The following is a 21,894-nucleotide window of genomic DNA, read 5'->3' as shown; positions in this document are numbered from 1 at the left end:
TGAGACGCTCACAACAAAAAAAAGCTGCCTGCTCGATGCTCCGATCACTGCTTGTGCTAGTGACGATGTTGTTTGGAAATTCGCTGCAGGCATTGGAATTAGTCGGCTCAAGCCCGCTACCAGCTCACTACCTGTATTCCAATAAGTTGACTGAACCTGGACAGCCTGATCCTCTTCGAGGGTGTCACGAGTTGACTCCCGTCATTTCCGGCTTCATTCCCGGCTTCATTCTCGTCATTCCCGCGAAGGCGGGAATCCACACTGACTCACCACCAGAACCATACTGCCCGGTGCCCCCCTGGCCTTGTCATCCCCGAGAAGGCAGGGATCCAACGTTGGAGCTGGATTCCCGCCTACGCAGGAATGGCGACCTCGGAGCGTGGGAACGAGTTGTTGGGCTTTTGCGACAGCCTCCGGAGTGTGGGAACGAGTTGTTGGAGTTTTACGAGCCCCCTGAAGTTCTGGAGAACACTTCTAATGGACTGATCGTCAGGGGCACCGACGGAGGAGGTGATGACGATAAGCCACCTGACGGAAACAGTGGGAGTCGTGACCCAGAGCGTCAACCTGTCCTTACCCTTATTCCAGATCCTGTCCAAACTTGTCTGCAGCAAAAAAAGCAACTGCTTATAATATTACAAATCAAACGACTATGGGCGATTATATCAGGCCAGACCACGCTGGCGCGGATTTTGTCAGACCGGATCATGGTGATTGAAGCTGATCTTCTTGATCTGGAAAGGTCAGACCCTGGCACGATTCAACCGGGGCTGGTTCAGACATGGTTGGCAGAGAATGGTCAGGAACTCAGAGTTTACCGTGAGATGGTTTCTGGCAAATATTCTGGCCGACAGGCGGGTAACGGGAAAAGGAATACAACCTCCCGAAAGACCAAAGCATCAACGACCGCAACAACAGGTCAGACCGGCCAGACAAGCGGACCTTCTGCCTGTGACAGGGGAACCGGTTCGACAGGCGCCAATGGTCGTGGAGGCGATGACCCACTAAAACCCTCAGCTGAGCAGAATACCGGAAATTCAGTTGTCGTTTGTTCGAAGTGTGACAAAGCACTGAATCCACAGGAATTAGGACGTGTAGCAAATCAGACAGCAGCTTCAGCGTTGTTGTGCGACAAGTGCCTGTCGGGAATTCAAGGTAACAAAAGGGTAAGACGAATCCGGGAAGAAACAGAACCGTATTCATCAGAGCCCGCTCCGAAAAAAAAGAAGGGGCCGGGTAGAAAGAGAAATAATTCAACCGCTGTTGCTGAACCAGCGGCCAAAAAAAAGAAACCGGCTGACACTCAAATTCCAGATGATCCGTTAGAAAAAATAAAAGCAAATATCAAGTACGAATTAAGTCAGGAAGAGCTGGAAAAAGTGCAAACCCTGGTGGCGGTATTCAAGAAAAAAAACATCACTGTAAAAAACACTTTTTATAAGCTGTCTGGTTTCGTAGATAGAGATTCTTTTAATGGCTTCTTCGATAATGCCGCTGCTTTTTTTGGGCACCTTTCTGAAAACGTCAAAAATACAGGCATGCTGACCAGCATGCTGAATAATAGCAAAAAACATATCCGTAGTTTTGCAGAGCGTAACCAGGATGAACTCGAATATTTAGCGAGTTTAGAGGTAGTGACTTCTTTCTCGTCCATGAATAATAGCAAAGGCGTGCCCACACATGAACAAGTGAAAGCAATACTGGGCTGGTCTGAATGGAAAGACAAAGATGGCGAGTTCAATATCGAACTGTTCCGCTCTTTCTCGTCCATGAATAATGGCCAAGGCTTACCCAAACATGAGGAAGTGAAAGAGATGCTGGGCTGGCCGGAGTGGAAAGACAAGGATGGCGAGTTCAGTATGGAGCTGTTCCGCGTCTTCTCGTCTATGAATAGCAGCAAGGGCATGATTAAACATGAGGAAGTGAAAGAGGTACTGGGCTGGCTGGAATGGAAAGACAAGGATGGCAAGTTCAATATGGAGCTGTTCCGCTCCTTCTCATCCATGAATCATAACAAAGGCATCATCAAACATAAGCAAGTGAAAGAGGTGCTGGCCTGGTCGGAATGGAAAGGCAGGGATGGCGAGTTCAGTATTGAGCTATTCCGCTCCTTCTCATCTATGAATCATGGCAAAGGCATGATTAAACATGAGCAAGTTAAAGAGGTGCTGGGCTGGCTGGAATGGAAAGACAAGGATGGCAAGTTCAATATGGAGCTGTTCCGCTCCATCTCATCCATGAACAATAGTAAAGGCGTGCCCACACATGAGCATGTGAAAGAGGTGCTGGGCTGGCCGGAATGGAAAGACAAGGATGGCGAGTTCAATATGGAACTGTTCCGTTCCTTCTCGTCTATGAGCAATCGTAGAGGCATCCTCAAACATGAGCAATTGAAAGAGCTGCTGGGCTGGCCGGAATGGAAGGACAAGAATGGCGAGTTCAACATTGAGTATTTCCGCTCCTTCTCAACCATGAACAATGGTAAAGGCATGCTCAAACATGAGCAAGTGACAAAGATGCTGGGCTGGCCGGAATGGAAAGACAAGGATGGCGAGTTCAATATAGAGCTGTTCCGCTCCTTCTCATCCATGAGCAGTGGTAAAGGCGTGCCCACACATGAGCAAGTGAAAGAGGTGCTGGGCTGGCCGGAATGGAAAGACAAGGATGGCGAGTTCAATATCGAGCTGTTCCGCTCCTTCTCATCCATGCACAGAGGTAAAGGCATCCTCAAACATGAGCAAGTGAAAGAGGTGCTGGGCTGGCCGGAATGGAAAGACAAGGATGGCGAGTTCAATATGGAGCTGTTCCGCTCCTTCTCATCCATGAACAATGGTAAAGGCATGCTCAAACGAAAGGAAGTGAAAGAGGTGCTGAACTGGCCGGAATGGAAAAACAGGGATGGCGAGTTTAATACGAAGTTGCTCCGATCCTTTTCGTCAATGAATAGTGGCAAAGGTATGCTCAAACATGAGGAAGTGAAAGAGTTACTGGGCTGGCCGGAATGGAAGGACAAAGAAGGCGAGTTCAACATTGAGCTGTTTCGCTCCTTCTCATGCATTAACAATAGTAAAGGCGTGCCCAAAAAAAAGGAAGTGAAAGAGATTTTTGGTTGGCCTGAATGGAAGGACAAGTATGGCGAGTTCAGTATGGAGCTGTTCCGCTCCTTCTCATCCATGAATCATGGCAGAGGCAACCTCAAACATGAGCAAGTGAAAGAGGTGCTGGGCTGGCCGGAATGGAAAGACAAGAATGGCGAGTTCAGTATGGAGCTGTTGCGCTCCTTCTCATCCATGAACAACGGTAAAGGCATCCTTAAACATGAGGAAGTGAAAGAGGCGCTGGCCTGGTCGGAATGGAAAGACAGGGATGGCGAGTTCAGTATGGAGCTGTTCCGCTCCTTCTCATCCATGAACAATGGTAAAGGCATCCTCAAGCATGAGCAAGTGAAAGAGGTGCTGAGCTGGCCGGAATGGAGGGACAAGGATGGCGAGTTCAATATGGAGCTGTTCTGCGCCTTCTCGTCCATGAATAGTGGCAAAGACATGCTCAAACAAAAGGAAGTGAAAGAGATGTTGGGCTGGCCGGAATGGAAAGGCAAGAATGGCGAGTTCAATATGGAGTTGTTCCGCGCCTTTTCATCCATGAATAATAACAGAGGTATGCTCAAACATGAAAAAGTGAAAGAGGTGCTCGGCTGGCCTGAATGGAAACACAAGGGTGGCGAACTCAATATGAAGCTGTTCCGCGTTTTCTCGTCTATGAATCACGGCCAAGGCTTGCCCAAGCATGATCCTGTGAAAAAAGTGCTGGACTGGATAGGTTGCTGCGGAGCGCCCAATCACAGGCTACTGCAAATCATGTCCAGGCTCTGGGTATCAACAGGGCTACCTGCTATCAAGATGCTGCAACACTGGGAAACACAACTGAAACAGTTACTGCTTACAGAACTTACCGGAGAACACAGCAGCCCGGATAATGAAGGAGAGGATAAATACAATCGCCAGATAAAAACAGTTGCTCTTTATCTTTCCACCCCTAAGCCAGACTGGTCGCTAAAATGGAGGGTTTTAAAAGAGTTCTGCCAATTGCATAAAGAGACTAAAACGCTTCTGATGCTGGAATCATTGATAGGATTTTTATCTTCTTCTGGAGGGAAAAGCGTCAAACGCTACCTTCAGGCTAATCAACAGGATCAGCATTTTTTGTGGCGTCATTCAATAAAAGCCGTGCCTTTGCACATGTTAAATAGAGCAATGTTCCTGTGTTCTTCCGATGAAGGCAGGGAGCGTTTTGTCTATTTTGTCAAGCGGCTGAAGTCATTGCCGGATAAAAGACTATGGGAGCAGTACTCTGCCCTATTGCAACCCTTGTCGGCGGTGCTGAAACTCGACTCTATGCAAAGGTTCTACCTGGAAATCCTGCAGCCCTTAACAAAAGATGATCAGCTGCGTTTTCTGGATGCCAGCCATGCCCAGGCTGTATTTGATCTGTTTCCCTCGTTGAGTGCCCTGCAAAAACTCAGCAAAGAGCATTCTTCCCATTGGTTGAAGAAGCTGCTTGAAGCCTGCCTGCAACTAAAAACCCATGACATCACCAAAGGAGGCATCCAGATACTGTTCGAAGCACTGCTCAAAACCCATAGTCTTCTACCCTGGGATAACGATATTCCCGATCACTTTCTGTCCGGGATGCGAACAACCGACAATAACCATGTTGAGATACCTGTCTCCGGACTTATCCAATCAGGAGAACAGTTGGCCCTGAGCTATATCTCTGTGTTGATGCAGAACCTCAATAAGATGTCTTTTACCGTCAAAGGTCAGTGGCTTGAGGTTGAAGTATCGGGTGATGATGTTCAGACCTATCGCTACCCAATGCCACAGCTGAAAATACAGAGTGAAAAAATGGCCATCAGCAACTGGTCAGAGGAGCAGTTCAGGACTTTTTTGAAAATCACCGGGATATCTGAACACTATTATTTGACTGCAGATCAATGGCAGAAACTGGATAACGTTCAATCCAGGCAAGCTGAAGCATGTCAGCCAGAGAATGAATTGGAACCACAAAAACAGGCGTTTGGCAGTTTATGGTTAAAGCTCAACCAGACAGAAATTTTTGGCACCGAAATACTGAATTTACTGGAGGAGTATGAGAGCGAAATGGAGCTTATGCATACAGCGACCCTCCTTAAAAAAGCCAGAATCGATAGCGCTACCCACATACTGGAAGCATGGAGGCAACGGGCGTACAACAAAATAGAACAGTTAAAAAAGCAAGACCCTTTATTATCCGATGTTGATCCTGATGTTTATCAGAGTTGTCAGGAACTGGAGCTGCTTGATGAATGCGGGAGTATTTTTTAAAAAGACTTTCGTCGTTTGATAAGGCTTCTAAATACAAACTGTCTGCCAACTCTGTTCATAGCAAGCTTGCCAGTGCGGTGCTATAAAATCTAGCGCAAACGTGAATCATCAGGCCTAAGGAGCCTGACCGAGAATAGACTGCCCTACTGCGGCGGCAGCAAATTGGTCTGTAAATCCGCTTTTGTTCGTCAAATAGCTCGCTATTCTCCTCACAAAACCGAATTTTCATCCTCAATTTTCTGCCGTCCTCGCTACGGGCGCTATTCTCGGTCAGGCTCCTAAGCCGGATGACGTACGAATTTTTTCTACTAGCAGGGATTCACAGAAGCTGATTTTATTAGCCGGGATCTATGAGACGCTCACAACAAAAAAAAGCTGCCTGCTCGATGGTTCGATCACTGCTTGTGCTAGTGACGATGTCGTTTGGGGATTCGCTGCATGCATTGGAATTAGTCGGCTCAAGCCCGCTACCAGCTCACTACCTGTATTCCAATAAGTTGACTGAACCTGGACAGCCCGATCCTCTTCGAGGGTGTCACGAGTTGACTCCCGTCATTCCCGTCATTCCCGGCTTCATTCTCGTCATTCCCGCGAAGGCGGGAATCCACACTGACTCACCACCAGAACCATACTGCCCGGTGCCCCCCTGGCCTTGTCATCCCCGAGAAGGCAGGGATCCACCGTTGGCGCTGGATTCCCGCCTTCGCGGGAATGACGACCTCAGAGCGTGGGAACGAGTTGTTGGGCTTTTGCGACAGCCTCCGGAGCCTGGAAACGAGTTGTTAGAGTTTTACGCGCCCCCTAAAGTTCTGGAGAACACTTCTAATGGACTGATCGCCAGGGGCGCCGCCGGAGGAGATGATGGCGATAAGCCACCTGACGGAAACAGCCGGAGTCCTGACCCAAAACCTCAACCTGTCCTTACCCTTATTCCTGATCCTGTCCAAGCTTGTCTGCAGCAAAAAAAGCAACTGCTTATAATATTACAAATCAAACGACTATGGGCCATTATAACAGGCCAGACCACCCTGTCCCGAATTTTGTCAGACCGGATCATGGTGATTGAAGCCGATCTTCTTGATCTGGGAAGGTCAGACCCTGGCACGATTCAACCGGGGCTGGTTCAGACATGGCTGGCAGAGAATGATCAGGAACTCAGAGTTTACCGTGAGATGGTTTCTGGCAAATATTCTGGCCGACAGACGGGTAACGGGAAAAAGAATTCATCCTCCCGAACGACCAAAGCATCACCGACCGCGACAATAGTTCAGACCGGCCAGGCAAGCGGATCTGCCGCCCGTATCAGGGGAACCGGTTCGACAGGTGCCAATGGTCGTGGAGGCGATGACCCACTGAAACCCTCAGCTGGGCAGGATGCCGGACATTCGCATGTAGCTTGTTTGAAGTGTGACAAGGCATTGAATCCGCAGGAGTTAGGACGTGTAGCAAATCAGACAGCAGCTTCAGCGTTGTTGTGCGACAAGTGCCTGTCGGGCATTCAAGGTAACAAAAGGGTAAGACGAATCCGGGAAGAAGCAGAATCGAATTCACCAGAGCCCGCTCCGAAAAAAAAGAAAGGCCCGGGTAGAAAAAGAAATAATTCAACAGCTGTTGCTGAACCAGCGGCCAAAAAAAAGAAACTGCCAGACACTCAAATTCCCGATGATCCGTTAGAAAAAATAAAAGCAAATATCAAGTACGAATTAAGTCAGGAAGAGCTGAAAAAAGTGCAAACCCTGATGGTGATATTCAAGAAAAAAAACATCACTGTAAAAAAGACCTTTTATAAGCTGCTTGGTTTCGTAGATAGAGATTCTTTTAATGGTTTCTTCGATAATGCCGCCGCCTTTTTTGGGTACCTTTCTGAAAACTTCAAAAATACAGGCATGTTGACCGGCATGCTGGATAATAGCAAAAAACATATCCGTAGTTTTGCAGAGCGTAGCCAGGATGAACTCGAATATTTAGCGAGTTCAGATGTAGTGACTTCTTTCTCGTCCATGAATAATGGCAAAGGCGTGCCCACACATGAACAAGTGAAAGCAATACTGGGCTGGCCAGAATGGAAAGACAGGGATGGTGAGTTTAATACGAAGTTGTTCCGATCCTTCTCGTCTATGAATCATGCCAAAGGCATCCTCAAACATGAGCAAGTGAAAGAGGTGTTGGGCTGGCCGGAGTGGAAAGACAAGGATGGCGAGTTCAGTATGGAACTGTTCCGCGCCTTCTCATCCATGAACAGTGGTAAAGGCATGATTAAACATGAAGAAGTGAAAGAAGTGCTGGCCTGGTCGGAATGGAAAGACAAGGTTGGCGAGTTCAGTATTGAGCTATTCCGCTCCTTCTCATCCATGAACAGTGGTAAAGGCATGCTCAAACAAGAGGAAGTGAAAGCGATGTTGGGCTGGCCGGAATGGAAAGACAACGATGGCGAGTTCAGTATGGAGCTGTTCCGCGCCTTCTCATCCATGAACAATGGTAAAGGCGTGCTCAAAAAAAAGGAAGTGAAAAAGGTGCTGGGCTGGCCGGAATGGAAGGACAAGTTTGGCGAGTTCAGTATGGAGCTGTTCCGCGCCTTTTCATCCATGAATAGTGGCAAAGGCATGCTCAAACAAAAGGAAGTGAAAGCGGTGTTGGGCTGGTCGGCATGGAAGGACAAGGATGGCGAGTTCAGTATAGAGCTGTTCCGCTCCTTCTCATCTATGAATAGCAGCAAGGGCATGATTAAACATGAGGAAGTCTAGGAGGTGCTGGACTGGCCAGAATGGAAGGACAAGGATGGCGAGTTCAGTATGGAGCTGTTCCGCGCCTTCTCGTCTATGAATAGCAGCAAGGGCATGATTAAACATGAGGAAGTCAAAGAGGTGCTGGGCTGGCCGGAATGGAAAGACAAGGATGGCGAGTTAAGCATTGAGCTGTTCCGCTCCTTCTCGTCTATGAATCATGGCAAAGGCATGCTCAAACATGAGCAAGTGAAAGAGGTGCTGGGTTGGCCGGAATGGAAAGATGAGGATGGCGAGTTCAGTATGGAGCTGTTCCGCTCCTTCTCATCCATGAACAGTGGCAAAGGCATGCTCAAACAAGAGGAAGTGAAAGAGGTGCTGGGCTGGCCGGAATGGAAAGACAGGGATGGCGAGTTTAATACGAAGTTGTTCCGATCCTTCTCGTCAATGAACAATCGCAAAGGCATGCTCAAACATGAGCAAGTGAAAGAGGTGCTGGGCTGGCCTGAATGGAAGGACAAGGATGGCGAGTTCAGTATGGAGCTGTTCCGCGCCTTCTCATCCATGAACAATGGTAAAGGCGTGCTCAAAAAAAAAGAAGTGAAAGAGGTGATGGGCTGGCCGGAATGGAAGGACAAGGATGGCGAGTTCAGTATGGAGCTGTTCCGCGCCTTCTCATCTATGAATCATGGCAAAGGCACCCTAAAACAACAGGAAGTGAAAGAGGTGCTGGGCTGGCCGGAATGGAAAGACAAGTATGGCGAGTTCAACATTGAGCTGTTCCGCGCCCTCTCGTCCATGAATAGCAGCAAGGGATTGATTAAACACGAGGAAGTGAAAGAGGTGCTGGGCTGGCTGGAATGGAAAGACAAGTTTGGCGAGTTCAGTATGGAGCTGTTCCGCGCCTTCTCATCCATGAACAGTGGCAAAGGCATGCTCAAACAAAAGGAAGTGAAAGCGGTGTTGGCCTGGTCTGAATGGAAAGACAAGGGTGGCGAGTTCATTATGGATCTGTTCCGTTCCTTCTCATCCATGAACAGTGGTAAAGGCATGCTCAAACATGAGCAAGTGAAAGAGATGTTGGGTTGGCCTGAATGGAAACACAAGGATGGCGAGTTCAATATGGAACTGTTCCGCGCCTTTTCATCCATGAACAATAGAAGAGGTATGCTCAAACATGAAAGCGTGAAGGAGGTGCTCGGCTGGCCTGAATGGAAACACAAGGGTGGCGAACTCAATATGAAGCTGCTCCGCGTTTTCTCCTCTATGAATCACGGCCAAGGCTTGCCCAAACATGAGTCTGTGAAAAAAGTGCTGGACTGGATAGGTTGCCGAGGGGCGCTCAATCACAGGCTACTGCAAATAATGCTCAGGCTCCTAGTATCAGAAGGGCTGCCTGCTATCAAGATGCTGCAACACTGGGAAACACAACTGAAACAGTTACTGCTTACAGAACTTACCGGAGAACACAGCAACCCGGATAATGAAGGAGATGACGAATACAATAGCGACTCAGATGATGAAGAGGACAAATGCAGTCGCCAGATAAAAACAGTCGCTCTTTATCTTTCCACCCCTAAGCCAGACTGGTCGCTAACATGGACAGTTTTAAAACAGTTCTGCCAATACCATAAAGAGACAAAAACGGTTCTGATGCTGGAATCATTGATAGGGCTTTTATCTTCTTCTGGAGGGAAAAGCGTCAAACGTTACCTTCAGGCTAATCAACTGGATAAGCATTTTTTGTGGCGCCATTCAATGAAAGCCGTGCCTTTGCGCGTGTTAAATAGAGCAATGTTTCTGTTTTCTTCCGATGAAGACAGGGAGCGTTTTGTCTTTTTTGCCAAGCGGCTGAAGTCATTGCCGGATAAAGGACTATGGGAGCAGTACTCAGCCCGGTTGCAACCATTGTCGGCGGTGCTGAAGCTCGAATATATGCAAGGGCTCTATCTGGAAATTCTGCAACCCTTAACAAAAGATGATCAGCTGCGTTTTCTGGATACCAGCCATGCCCGGGCTGTATTCAATCTGTTTCCCTCGTTGAGCGCTTTGCAAAAACTCAGAAAAGAGCATTCTACCCATTGGTTAAGCAAGCTGCTTGAAGCCTGCCTGCAAATAACAACCCATGACATTACCAAAGAAGGCATCCAGATACTGTTCGAAGCGCTGCTCAAAACCCATAGTCTGCTACCCTGGGATAACGATATTCCCGATCACTTTCTGTCCGGGATGCGAACAACCGACAATAACCATGTTGAGATACCTGTCACTGGACTTATCCCATCAGGAGAACAGTTAGCCCTGAGCTATATTGCTGTGTTGATGCAGAACCTCAATGAGATGTCTTTCACCGTCAAAGGGCAATGGCTTGAGGTTGAACTGCCAGGAGACGGAGTTCAAAACTACCGCTTTCCAATGCCACAGCTGGAAATACAGGATGAAAAAATGGTAATCAGCAACTGGTCAGAGGAACAGTTCAGGACTGTTTTGAAAATCACCGGGATATCTGAACACTATTATTTGACTGCAGATCAATGGCAGAAACTGGATAACGTTCAATCCAGGCAAGCTGAAGCATGTCAGTCGGCGAATGAATTGGAACCACAAAAACAGGCGTTTGGCAGTTTATGGTTAAAACTGAACCAGACAGAAATTTTTGGCAGCGAAATACTGAATTTACTGGATGAGTATGAGAGCGAAATGGAGCTTATGCATACAGTGACCCTCCTTAAAAAAGCCAAAATCGATAGCGCTACCCACATACTGGAAGCATGGAGGCAACGGGCGTGCAACAAAATAGAACAGTTAAAAAAGCAAGACCCTTTATTATCCGATGTTGATCCTGATGTTTATCAGGGTTGTCAGGAACTGGAGCTGCTTGATGGGTGTGGGAGTATTTTCTAAAAAGACTTGTGTCGTCTGATAAGGCTTCTGAAAACAAACTGTCTGTCAACTCCGTTCATGGCAACCTTGCCAGTGCGGTGCTATAAAATCTAGCGCAAACGTGAATCATCAGGCCTAAGTCGGATGACGTACGGATTTTTTCCACTAGCGAATGGATTCACAGAAGCTGATTTTGTTAGCCGGGATCTATGAGACGCTCACAACAAAAAAAAACTGCCTGCTTGATGGTCCGATCACTGCTTCTGCCAGTGACGATGTTGTTTGGGAGTTCGATGCATGCATTGGAATTAGTCGGCTCAAGCCCGCTACCAGCTCATTTCCTGTATTCCAATAAGTTGGCTGAACCTGGACAGCCCGATCCTCTTCGAGGGTGTCACAAAACTATGGTTCCCCATTGGCCTTGTCATCCCCGAGAAGGCAGGGATCCACCGTTGGCGCTGGATTCCCGCTTTCGCGGAAATGACGACCTCGGAGCGTGGGAACGAGTTATTGGGCTTTTGCGACAGCCTCCGGAGCCTGGGAACGAGTTGTTAGAGTTTTACGTGCCCCCTGAAGTTCTGGAGAACACTTCTAATGGACTGATCGTCAGGGGCACCGCCGGAGGAGATGATGACGATAAGCCACCTGACAGAAACAGCGGGAGTCTTGACTCAGAGCCCCAACCTGACCTTACCCTTATTCCTGACCCTGTCCAAACTTGTCTGCAGCAAAAAAAGCAACTGCTTCCAATATTACGAATCAAACGACATTGGGCAATTATGACAGGCCAAACCACACTTGCCCGAATTTTGTCAGACCGGATCATGGTAATTGAAGCCGATCTTCTTGATCTGGAAAGCTCAGCCCCCGGCACGATGCAACCGGGGCTGGTTCAAACATGGCTGGCAGAGAATGGTCAGGAACTCAGAGTTTACCGTGAGATGGTTTCTGGCAAATATTCTGGCCGACAGACGGGCAACGGGAAAAAGAACAAATCCTCCCGAACGACCAAAGCATCAACGACCGCGACAACTGGTCAGACCGGCCAGACAAGCGGACCTTCTGCCCGTAACTTGGGAACCGGTTCGACAGGCGCCAATGGTCGTGGAGGCGATGACCCACTGAAACCCTCAGCTGAGCAGAATACCAGACATTCGCTTGTCGCTTGTTCGAGGTGTGACAAGGCATTGAATCCACAGGAATTAGGACGTGTAGCAAATCAGACGGCAGCTTCAGCGTTGTTGTGCAACAAGTGCCTGTCGGGCATTCAGGGTAACAAAAGGGTAGGGCGAATCCGGGAAGAAGCAGAACCGGATTCACCAGAGCCCGCTCCGAAAAAAAAGAAGGGCCCGGGTAGAAAGAGAAAAAATTCAACAGCTGTTGCTGAACCAGCGGCCAAAAAAAAGAAACCGCCAGACACTCAGATCCCCGATGACCCATTGGAAAAAATAAAAGCAAATATCAAGTACAAATTAAGTCAGGAAGAGCTGGAAAAAGCGCAAACCCTGATAGAGGTATTCAAGAAAAAAAACATCACTGTAAAGGACTCTTTTTATAAGCTGCTTGGTTTCGTAGAGAGAAATTCTTTTAATGGCCTCTTCGATAATGCCACCGCATTTTTTGGGCACCTTTCTGAAAACTTCAAAAATACAGGCATGCTGACCGGCATGCTACATAATAGTAAAAAACATATCCGTAGTTTTGCAGAAAGTAGCCAGAGTGAACTCGAATATTTAGCAAGTTTGGATGTTTTGACTTCCTTCTCGTCCATGAATAATACCAAAGGCGTGCCCACACATAAGGAAGTGAAAGCAATCCTGGGCTGGCCAGAATGGAAAAACAAGAATGGTGAGTTCAATATCGAACTGTTCCGCTCTTTCTCGTCCATGAATCATGGCAGAGGCTTGCCCAAACATGAGGAAGTCAAAGAGGTGCTGGGCTGGCCGGAATGGAAAGACAAAGCTGGCGAGTTCAATATGGAACTGTTCCGAGCCTTCTCGTCCATGGATAATAGCAAAGGTTTGCCCACACATAAGAAAGTGAAATTAATACTGGGCTGGCCTGAATGGAAAAACAAGAATGGCGAGTTCAATATCGAACTGTTCCGCTCTTTCTCGTCCATGAATAATGGCCATGGTGTGCCCAAACATGAGGAAGTGAAAGAGGTACTGGGCTGGCCGTTGTGGAAAGACAAGGATGGCGAGTTCAATACGTTGCTGTTCCGCGCCTTCTCGTCTATGAACCATGGCAGAGGCATGCTTGAACATGAGGAAGTGAAAGAGGTGCTGGGCTGGCCGGAGTGGAAAGACAAGGATGGCAAATTCAGTATGGAGCTGTTTCGCGCCTTCTCGTCCATGAACAGTAGCAAAGGCATGCTCAAATATAAGCAGGTGAAAGAGGTGCTGGGCTGGCCGGAATGGAAAAACAAGAATCGCGAGTTCAATACGGAGCTATTCCGCACTTTCTCATCCATGTACAACACTAGAGGCTTACCCAAACATGAGGAAGTGAAAAAGTTGCTGTCTTGGCCGGAATGGAAAGACAAGGATGGCGAGTTTAACATTGAGCTGTTCCGATCCTTCTCGTCCATGAATCATACCAGAGGCATGCTCAAACATAAGGAAGTGAAAGAGGTGCTGGGTTGGCCGGAGTGGAAAGGCAAGGATGGCGTGTTCAATATGGAGCTGTACCGCGCCTTCTCGTCCATGAACCATAGCAGAGGCATGCTCAACCATGAGGAAGTGAAAGAGGTGCTGGCCTGGCCTGAATGGAACGACAAGTATGGCTCATTCAGTATGGAGCGGCTCCGCGCCTTCTCATCCATGAACAGTAATAAAGGCATGCTCAAACATGAGGAAGTAAAAAAAGTGCTGGGTTGGCCGGAATGGAAAGACGGGGATGGAGAGTTCAATATGAAATTGTTCCGCAGCTTCTCATCCATGAATCACACCAGAGGCGTGCTCAAACATGAGGAAGTGAAAGAGGTGCTGGGCTGGCCGGAATGGAAAGACAAGGATGGCGAGTTGAATACGGAGCTGTTCTGTGCCTTCTCATCCATAAATCATGGCAGAGGCATGCTCAAACATGAGGAAGTGAAAGAGGTGCTGTCTTGGCCGGAATGGAAAGACAAGGATGACGAGTTCAGTATGGAACTGTTCCGCTCTTTCTCATCGATGTACGCCGCTGGAGGCATGCTCAAACATGATGAAGTGAGAGAGGTGCTGGGCTGGCCGGAATGGAAAGACAAGGATGGCGAGTTCAATATGAATCTATTCCGTGCCTTCTCGTCCATGAATCATAGCAGAGGCATCCTCAAACATGAGGAAGTGAAAGATGTACTGGGCTGGCCGGAATGGAAAGACAAAGATGGCGAGTTCAATATGGAACTGTTCCGCTCTTTTTCATCGATGTACACCTCTAGAGGCATGCTCAAACATAAGGAAGTGAAAGAGGTTCTGGGCTGGCCGCAATGGAAAGACAGGGATGGTGTGTTCAATATGAAGTTATTCCGCGCTTTCTCGTCCATGAATAATGGTCGGTGCGTGCCCGGGCATCAACAAGTGAAAGAGGTGCTGGGCTGGCCAGAATGGAAAGACATGGATGGTGAGTTCAGTATGGAGCTGTTTCGCGCCTTCTCATCAATGTTCAGCGCAAGAGGTTTGCCCAAACATGAGGAAGTGAAAGAGGTTCTGGGTTGGCCGGAATGGAAAGACAGAGATGGTGTGTTTGATATGAAGTTATTACGCGCTTTCTCGTCGATGAATAATGGTCGGGGTGTGCCCGGGCATCAGCAAGTGAAAGAGGTGCTGGGCTGGCCGGAATGGAAAGACAAGGCTGGCGAGTTCAATATGGAGCTGTTCCGCGCTTTCTCGTCCATGAAAAATACCAGAGGCATGCTCAAACATGAAAAAGTGAAAGAGGTGCTGAACTGGCCGGAATGGAAACACAAAGATGGCGTGTTCAATATGAAGTTGTTCCGCGCTTTCTCGTCCATGAATAATGGCCGAGGCTTGCCCAAATATGAGCCTGTGAAAAAAGTGCTGGGCTGGATACGTTACCAGGGGGCACCCAATTATCTGCTATTGCAAATTATGACCAGACTCTGGAAATCAGAGGGGCTACCTGCTACTGAAGTGCTTCAACATCAGGAAACACAAATGAAACAGTGGCTGTCTACAGAATTTACTGGAGAACATAACAGTCCGGATAATGAGGGAAATGACGAATACAATAGCGATTCAGAGGATGAAGAAGGTGACAAATACAATTGCCAGATAAAAACAGTCGCTCTTTATCTTTCCACCCCTAAGCCAGACTGGTCGCTAAAATGGACGGTTTTAAAACAGTTCTGCCAATTTCATGTACAGACTAAAACGGTTCTGATGCTGGAATCATTGATAGGGCTTTTATCTTCTTCTGGAGGGAAAAGCGTCAAACGTTACCTTCAGGCTAATCAACTGGATAAGCATTTTTTGTGGCGCCATTCAATGAAAGCCGTGCCTTTGCGCGTGTTAAATAGAGCAATGTTTCTGTTTTCTTCCGATGAAGACAGGGAGCGTTTTGTCTTTTTTGCCAAGCGGCTGAAGTCATTGCCGGATAAAGGACTATGGGAGCAGTACTCAGCCCGGTTGCAACCATTGTCGGCGGTGCTGAAGCTCGAATATATGCAAGGGCTCTATCTGGAAATTCTGCAACCCTTAACAAAAGATGATCAGCTGCGTTTTCTGGATACCAGCCATGCCCGGGCTGTATTCAATCTGTTTCCCTCGTTGAGCGCTTTGCAAAAACTCAGCAAAGAGCATTCTACCCATTGGTTAAGCAAGCTGCTTGAAGCCTGCCTGCAACTAACAACCCATGACATTACCAAAGAAGGCATCCAGATACTGTTCGAAGCGCTGCTCAAAACCCATAGTCTGCTACCCTGGGATAACGATATTCCCGATCACTTTCTGTCCGGGATGCGAACAACCGACAATAACCATGTTGAGATACCTGTCACTGGACTTATCCCATCAGGAGAACAGTTAGCCCTGAGCTATATTGCTGTGTTGATGCAGAACCTCAATGAGATGTCTTTCACCGTCAAAGGGCAATGGCTTGAGGTTGAACTGCCAGGAGACGGAGTTCAAAACTACCGCTTTCCAATGCCACAGCTGGAAATACAGGATGAAAAAATGGTAATCAGCAACTGGTCAGAGGAACAGTTCAGGACTGTTTTGAAAATCACCGAGACGTCTGAACACTATTATGTGACAGCAGACCAATGGCAAAGGCGTTTAAATTCCGATGACCCGGTATACATCCAAAGACGCAAAGCCAGACTGACCGCAAACGGAGAGCCGGGAGCAAACGGTGCTGTTGAAGCAGCCTCCTTTAATCCGCTACCTGTTCATATTCTGGCTATTCTGGACGACAAACGAGAAAAGCAGGCCTTTGCCAGTTTATGGTTAAAGCTGAACCAGACAGAAATTTTTGGCACCGAAATACTGAATTTACTGGAGGAGTACGAGAATGAAATAGAGCTTATGCATACAGTGACCCTCCTTAAAAAAGCCAAAATCGATAGCGCTACCCACATACTGGAAGTATGGAGGCAACGGGCATGCAGCAAAATAGAGCGTTTAAAAAAGCAAGACCCTTTATTATCCGATGTTGATCCTGATGTTTATCAGAGTTGTCAGGAACTGGAGTTGCTTGATGGGTGTGGGAGTATTTTCTAAAAAAGATTTGTGTCGTTCTGGCAAACTGGGCCAGAAAGCTTTCTTGGAAAGAGGTTGCCAGCACTTTCGACACAGAAATGCGCCACAGATTTTGCTGACGAGGCTGAAATTGAGGAGCTCAGGCGAATACTGAAAGGTTGAATCCGTAGGTCATGCAGTGGTTGGGCAGTCATTATCTGACCGGATTTCGGTATAACCAATGGTGTAAGTCAGGTATTTTCTTTAGAATGCAGAGCCCCAGTTCCAACAGCTTATTTGAAAAGCCGTTGATTCCATTTCGGTGATGAGGTGATTTCATGGATATCATGGATCAAATTAAAGAGCAGATTGAAACACATGACATTCTGCTCTATATGAAAGGTTCTCCCAAGCTGCCTCAGTGCGGATTTTCCTCCAAAGCTGTGCAGGTCCTGATGGCTTGTGGCGAGCAGTTCGCATTCGTAGACATTCTGGCTAACCCGGAAATTCGTGCCAACCTGCCAAAATACGCCAACTGGCCAACCTTCCCGCAGCTCTGGATTAAGGGGGAGCTGGTGGGTGGCAGCGACATTTTGATCGAGATGTACAACAGCGGCGACCTTCAGAAGATGATCAAGGCTGCTGTCGGCAAAGAGGAAGGTGCTGAATAATTTCAGCCTTCTTCAAGGTGGGGAGGACAGAATCCTCCCGCCTAGTCTTCCTCACTCTGAGAGAGCAGATAATTTTCCATTCCCATGGTTTTGATACGGTACAGATGGACTTCCAGACTATCCATATGCTCTTCTTCCGCAGCCAGAATTTTTTCCAGTAACTGGCGTGAGCCGTAATCACCCACCTTTTCACAGACATCGATGGCATCCTTCAGAGGTGGAATCGCTTTCAACTCCTGTTGCAGGTCAGCTTCCAGAATGCCTTTAACGTCTGCGGCAATGATCGGCTTTTGCATGTATTTGAAGTCAGGCATGCCTTCCAGAAAAAGAATTCGCTCAATCAACCAGTCGGCATGCCACATCTCGTCAATGGATTCCTTATATATATACTGGCCGAGTTTGTTGACTCCCCAGTTCTTTAGCATTCGTGCGTGTAGAAAGTACTGATTAATGGCAGTCAGTTCATTCATAAGTACTTGATTCAGATGATCCAGAACACCTTTTTCGCCTTGCATAACAGGGGCTCCATACAGTCATGAATTAAAGGGGGCTTTCATTCCATTAACTATTTCCAGGGACTTTTTCCAGGAACTATTTCCAGGGACTTTTTCCAGGAACTATTTCCAGGAGCTGTAGAATACTTCTCTCCAAAAAACTACAGGCACAGGAAGTATGGAGCCTCATCGGCTTCTGTCAAAGATAACTGTCTGAAAAACAATGAGAATATTTCTTATTAGCGTTATCGGTTGTGGTCGCTATCAAGTCTCAGAGGGGTATATTTTCCATCGCATGGGATGAGCGGATCACCGAAATAAATGGATTAGTCGACTTTGATAGATTTTATCTATCATTTGAAAGAGAAAATTTATAGATATTTGTGCAGGGGTTTATAGGCTAAGGCCGTTATCAGGTGTATCATGATGTCGCTTCAATGATTGCGATGACTGCAACGATTGCATGATCGCAGTGATACATACTTAACCTTGGAGATTAAATTCATGGGCGTACTGGTTGGCAAGAAAGCTCCTGACTTTACTGTTCCTGCCGTCCTGGGCAATGGCGAGATTGTTGAAGAGTTTACCCTGTCCGAGGCGATTCGTGGCAAGTTCGGTATTCTGTTCTTCTACCCACTGGACTTCACTTTCGTTTGTCCATCCGAGCTGATCGCTCTGGATCACCGCATCGATGCGTTCAAAGAGCGCAACGTTGAAGTTATCGGTGTTTCCATTGACTCTCACTTCACTCACAACGCGTGGCGTAATACGCCTGTCAGTGAAGGTGGCATCGGTCCTGTTAAGTACACTCTGGCCGCTGACATGGCTCACGACATTTGTAAAGCCTACGACGTTGAGTCTGAGGGCGGTGTCGCTTTCCGTGGTGCTTTCCTCATTGATAAGGACGGTGTTGTGCGCTCACAGATCGTTAACGATCTGCCTCTGGGTCGTAACATGGATGAGCTGGTCCGTCTGGTTGACGCTCTGCAATTCCACGAAGAGCACGGTGAAGTTTGCCCGGCTGGCTGGAGCAAAGGTGATAAGGGTATGGACGCGTCCCCTGCGGGTGTTGCCAAGTACCTGTCTGAGAGTGCTGAAGGCCTGTAATTACAGACTTCGTCATTTGATGATTGAAAAGAAAGTCGCCTGCGGGCGGCTTTTTTTTCTGTTGGTGCGTATTAGAGAACAGGCCCAGAACTTACGGGCGTTCGGCTCCTGTTTTATAGATCAGTAAGTTATTTCCAGTGCTTTTTTTCAGAAACTTTTTGAACAAAGCTGAGGAGAAGGACTTGACTCAGCCGGAAATCTCATTAATATTCGCTGCCGTTAGGTGATGACGCAAAGCATCGTCGACAACGATTCCCCGATAGCTCAGTTGGTAGAGCAAATGACTGTTAATCATTGGGTCGCTGGTTCGAGTCCAGCTCGGGGAGCCAGCTCTTTCTAATCACTTTTGATTGAAGAGTTGAATGTTTATTGAACTGCGTGTTTAATAGACGGCTTGGGTCGTTAGCTCAGTTGGTAGAGCAGTTGGCTTTTAACCAATTGGTCGTAGGTTCGAATCCTACACGACCCACCAATTTCTTCCCCGATAGCTCAGCTGGTAGAGCAAATGACTGTTAATCATTGGGTCGCTGGTTCGAGTCCAGCTCGGGGAGCCATTTTAAACTCCTTAGCAAGGGTTAGCTTTCTGGATTGTGTATTCAGAAAGTTCAGTGGGTCGTTAGCTCAGTTGGTAGAGCAGTTGGCTTTTAACCAATTGGTCGTAGGTTCGAATCCTACACGACCCACCACTTTTATTCCCCGATAGCTCAGTTGGTAGAGCAAATGACTGTTAATCATTGGGTCGCTGGTTCGAGTCCAGCTCGGGGAGCCATATTTTTCTACTATGAACCGCTGTTGAGTCGATAATGACAGCGGGATCATAGGAAATCTTGATCTCTTCATCCCCTATCGAAATATCATCAATGAATGAACTGAGGAACTGACGAATCTTCCTCGGGTTTTTTTGCTCCCTCATCAGGTCTGCAAAAAAGTCTGCGACTTCATCGACCATTGCATCACTGATTTCAAATTCTGGAGCTTTTTCTTGGGCAAGCTTTTCCAGCTCTTCCTCCAGTGTTTTGATCTTCTGATTATTTTCTCTCAGACGTGGTATCAGATCTCCCAGGTTTGCGGGCCCTTCCGGATCTTCAAGAAATTCGTACAGTCTTCTGTTCTTCTGGCGTAGCTTATCAACTTCGCTGAGGATGACTCGTTTTTTCTTTCTGTTCTCTTTAACCCAGTTTCCTGCCAGATCGTTTATTTCAAGAATTAAGTCAGTCAGACTATTCCTGTTAAAAATTCTGCTGGAGACAGTCTCTATGAGAAAGTCATCCAGTATGCCTGCGGGCATTCTTTTGTGCTTGGTGTCACATCCAGATCCGTTGCAACGGCTTTGGCATTCGTAATAGTAATAGGTCGCACTTCTTCCGGTTGCACTGGTTATGACCATGTTCTCTTTACATCGTCCACAGCTGACCATACCAGTGAATAGGCGCGTGCTCTTTGATGATCCTCCTTTTCCAGCCGGTGATGCGTTATCAATGATTTTCTGGATACGCTCAAAACGGTCCCTTGAGATAATGCCCTCATGGCTCTCAACAGTGATCCATTGTTCAGGTGGGTTTTTGGCTCCGGTGTGAGCTTTCTTGTTAAAAGTAGTTAGGCCTGCAACTTTTTCGCTCTTCAGAACCGCATAGACCATTACTTTTGTCCAGCGTTTACCTCTGTTTGTTGAGCCGTCTTCGTTCAGTCGAAGAGCAATCGCTTTTGCTCCCAGCCCTTCTTCCCTGAGTCTGAAAATATTTTCTACTGTTAAAGCTTCTAAGGGGACTTGAACTAGGCACTTTCGTTTTGAATCCTCTGGGGATGGGGCTGCTTTAAAGCCAAATGGCTCCCTACCTCCATTCCAGAATCCTTTTTGAGCATTGCGGATCATAGACCGTCGGGTGTCCGTTCCGACCTGATAGCTCAGGTATTCGTCAAAAAGTTCCAGAATGCCTTCCTGGAGGATGCCTGATCCTGATTTTTCAATCGTTACGGAGACGTAGGCTATTTCGGTTTCGCAATCTGCCAGGCGCCGCTTGTTAAGCTGAGCCTCTAGCCTGTTTCGGGCAAATCTCGAAGTGGACCAACAGATAAAATAATCCACATCGAACGTTTCACAGTACGATAGTGCTGATTGAAATGCAGGGCGGTTGTCGTTTCGGGCTGTCAGGCCTTCATCTCTGAACACTTGTTCGACATTCGCTCCAAGCTCAGCTGCTTTTTTTTCGCACTGTTCAAGCTGAGACTCCAGTGGTAGCTCTTTCTCGGCCTGCTTGCCTGTGCTGACCCTGAGATAAATGACTGCTTTCTTGCTCTGCTGCTGGCTCATAACACCTTCTTGCAACTCTTTGTACTGTACGTAGGCTGATGTGAATACCCATTTCAGCCTTGAGATAATGTTGTATGACAACAGGGCTGCGCCCTTGGTTCACTAAAAACTTAATAACCTGGTTACGTTGATAACGCAGAAAACGCTCATATCTTGGCACAGTTACCCGGATTGAGCTATTCAACTCTGCACCCTGATCGTGAGACTGATCCAGTATCTGCCACAACTTCAAAAAAGCCTCGATGCCGATTGCAGCGGCTACTTTTTGCCAGGTGAATGAGACCCCCATTGCTGAAAGCTCTGAAAGAGGCATGGCCGAATTTTGCAAATGGCAAACTTCAGTATCTGTGCAGATATTCAGGTACCCACCCCCCCTCTGGGGGAAGGGGGTGTTTTCTTGCCGGGCCCCCACCCCTTTGTTGAGTAGGTCTATTGGTGGGTGGTTATTCGGGTATTTTTGATTTGTACTGCGCTTTTCTTCCTGATGAGCGTCCATAAGTTATTGATCTCCCGTCGTGTTCGAGCTGTTGAACTGCGCATAATGGGATAGTGCGCAGTTGAGGCCATCCCCTGCCAGAGACGTTTTAGGCTGTTCTAAAGGGTAGTTTCCAGTACCTCCAACAACGTTCGGAAACCTCCGGTATTACTGGGTTTAAAGATATAC

The 21,894-nt window shown here is 47.5% G+C and carries 9 protein-coding genes and 5 tRNA genes; 11 read left to right on the top strand and 3 right to left on the bottom strand.

The genetic code is table 11. The features are described from left to right. Positions 1 to 191: 191 nt before the first annotated feature. From ACOJUN_RS01950 to grxD, 5 genes are all read left to right on the top strand, one after another. Positions 192 to 5,363, top strand: a complete 5,172-nt coding sequence (locus ACOJUN_RS01950; protein ID WP_422134998.1) for a hypothetical protein — start codon at positions 192 to 194, stop codon at positions 5,361 to 5,363. 542 nt (positions 5,364 to 5,905) lie between these two features. Then, positions 5,906 to 8,107: a hypothetical protein gene (locus ACOJUN_RS01945; RefSeq protein ID WP_422134997.1), complete on the top strand. Its 2,202-nt coding sequence runs from the start codon at positions 5,906 to 5,908 to the stop codon at positions 8,105 to 8,107. A gap of 3 nt (positions 8,108 to 8,110) precedes the next feature. Then, positions 8,111 to 10,990 (top strand): hypothetical protein, encoded by a 2,880-nt coding sequence (locus tag ACOJUN_RS01940; RefSeq protein WP_422134996.1) that lies wholly within the window; start codon positions 8,111 to 8,113, stop codon positions 10,988 to 10,990. Between the two features lie 383 nt (positions 10,991 to 11,373). Then, positions 11,374 to 16,689, top strand: coding sequence for a hypothetical protein (locus ACOJUN_RS01935; RefSeq protein WP_422134995.1), 5,316 nt, complete (start codon positions 11,374 to 11,376; stop codon positions 16,687 to 16,689). Between the two features lie 296 nt (positions 16,690 to 16,985). Next, entirely contained in the window at positions 16,986 to 17,318 is a 333-nt protein-coding gene (gene grxD, locus ACOJUN_RS01930; RefSeq protein ID WP_422134994.1) for a Grx4 family monothiol glutaredoxin, read from the top strand. Positions 17,319 to 17,359: 41 nt separating this feature from the next. On the opposite strand, the gene bfr is transcribed toward grxD, so the two are convergent. Then, positions 17,360 to 17,833, bottom strand: a complete 474-nt coding sequence (gene bfr, locus ACOJUN_RS01925) for a bacterioferritin (protein WP_422134993.1) — start codon at positions 17,831 to 17,833, stop codon at positions 17,360 to 17,362. A 483-nt stretch (positions 17,834 to 18,316) separates the two neighbouring features. On the opposite strand from bfr, the gene ACOJUN_RS01920 reads away from it, so the two are divergent. From ACOJUN_RS01920 to ACOJUN_RS01895, 6 genes are all read left to right on the top strand, one after another. Next, on the top strand, positions 18,317 to 18,919 hold the full coding sequence (locus tag ACOJUN_RS01920) for a peroxiredoxin (RefSeq protein WP_422134992.1): 603 nt from the start codon (positions 18,317 to 18,319) through the stop codon (positions 18,917 to 18,919). A 253-nt stretch (positions 18,920 to 19,172) separates the two neighbouring features. Then, positions 19,173 to 19,248, top strand: a tRNA-Asn gene (locus ACOJUN_RS01915). Between the two features lie 67 nt (positions 19,249 to 19,315). Next, a tRNA-Lys gene (locus tag ACOJUN_RS01910) sits at positions 19,316 to 19,391 on the top strand. Positions 19,392 to 19,397: 6 nt separating this feature from the next. After that, positions 19,398 to 19,473, top strand: a tRNA-Asn gene (locus ACOJUN_RS01905). A 56-nt stretch (positions 19,474 to 19,529) separates the two neighbouring features. Further along, a tRNA-Lys gene (locus ACOJUN_RS01900) sits at positions 19,530 to 19,605 on the top strand. A 7-nt stretch (positions 19,606 to 19,612) separates the two neighbouring features. Then, positions 19,613 to 19,688: transfer RNA gene (locus tag ACOJUN_RS01895), tRNA-Asn, on the top strand. Here the strand turns inward: ACOJUN_RS01895 and ACOJUN_RS01890 are convergent. After that, on the bottom strand, positions 19,647 to 21,230 hold the full coding sequence (locus ACOJUN_RS01890; RefSeq protein ID WP_422137136.1) for a recombinase family protein: 1,584 nt from the start codon (positions 21,228 to 21,230) through the stop codon (positions 19,647 to 19,649). The genes ACOJUN_RS01895 and ACOJUN_RS01890 overlap by 42 nt on opposite strands. Further along, positions 21,136 to 21,726 carry a hypothetical protein gene (locus ACOJUN_RS01885; protein ID WP_422134991.1) on the bottom strand — a complete coding sequence of 197 codons (591 nt, stop codon included), beginning with the start codon at positions 21,724 to 21,726 and terminating at the stop codon, positions 21,136 to 21,138. The genes ACOJUN_RS01890 and ACOJUN_RS01885 overlap by 95 nt, the downstream gene beginning before the upstream one ends. Between the last annotated feature and the right edge of the window lie 168 nt (positions 21,727 to 21,894).

Origin of the sequence: Endozoicomonas sp. ALD040 (assembly GCF_049275945.1) — a bacterium.
GTDB lineage: Bacteria > Pseudomonadota > Gammaproteobacteria > Pseudomonadales > Endozoicomonadaceae > Endozoicomonas_A.
This window is presented reverse-complemented; position numbering and strand designations above follow the sequence as displayed.

Excerpts from the sequence above, each read along its gene's own strand:
- bfr (WP_422134993.1), bottom strand. The coding sequence starts at position 17,833 with ATGCAAGGCGAAAAAGGTGTTCTGGATCATCTGAATCAAGTACTTATG.
- ACOJUN_RS01885 (WP_422134991.1), bottom strand. The coding sequence starts at position 21,726 with ATGGACGCTCATCAGGAAGAAAAGCGCAGTACAAATCAAAAATACCCG.
- ACOJUN_RS01890 (WP_422137136.1), bottom strand. The coding sequence starts at position 21,230 with ATGAGCCAGCAGCAGAGCAAGAAAGCAGTCATTTATCTCAGGGTCAGC.
- grxD (WP_422134994.1), top strand. The coding sequence starts at position 16,986 with ATGGATATCATGGATCAAATTAAAGAGCAGATTGAAACACATGACATT.
- ACOJUN_RS01935 (WP_422134995.1), top strand. The coding sequence starts at position 11,374 with ATGGTTCCCCATTGGCCTTGTCATCCCCGAGAAGGCAGGGATCCACCG.
- ACOJUN_RS01920 (WP_422134992.1), top strand. The coding sequence starts at position 18,317 with ATGGGCGTACTGGTTGGCAAGAAAGCTCCTGACTTTACTGTTCCTGCC.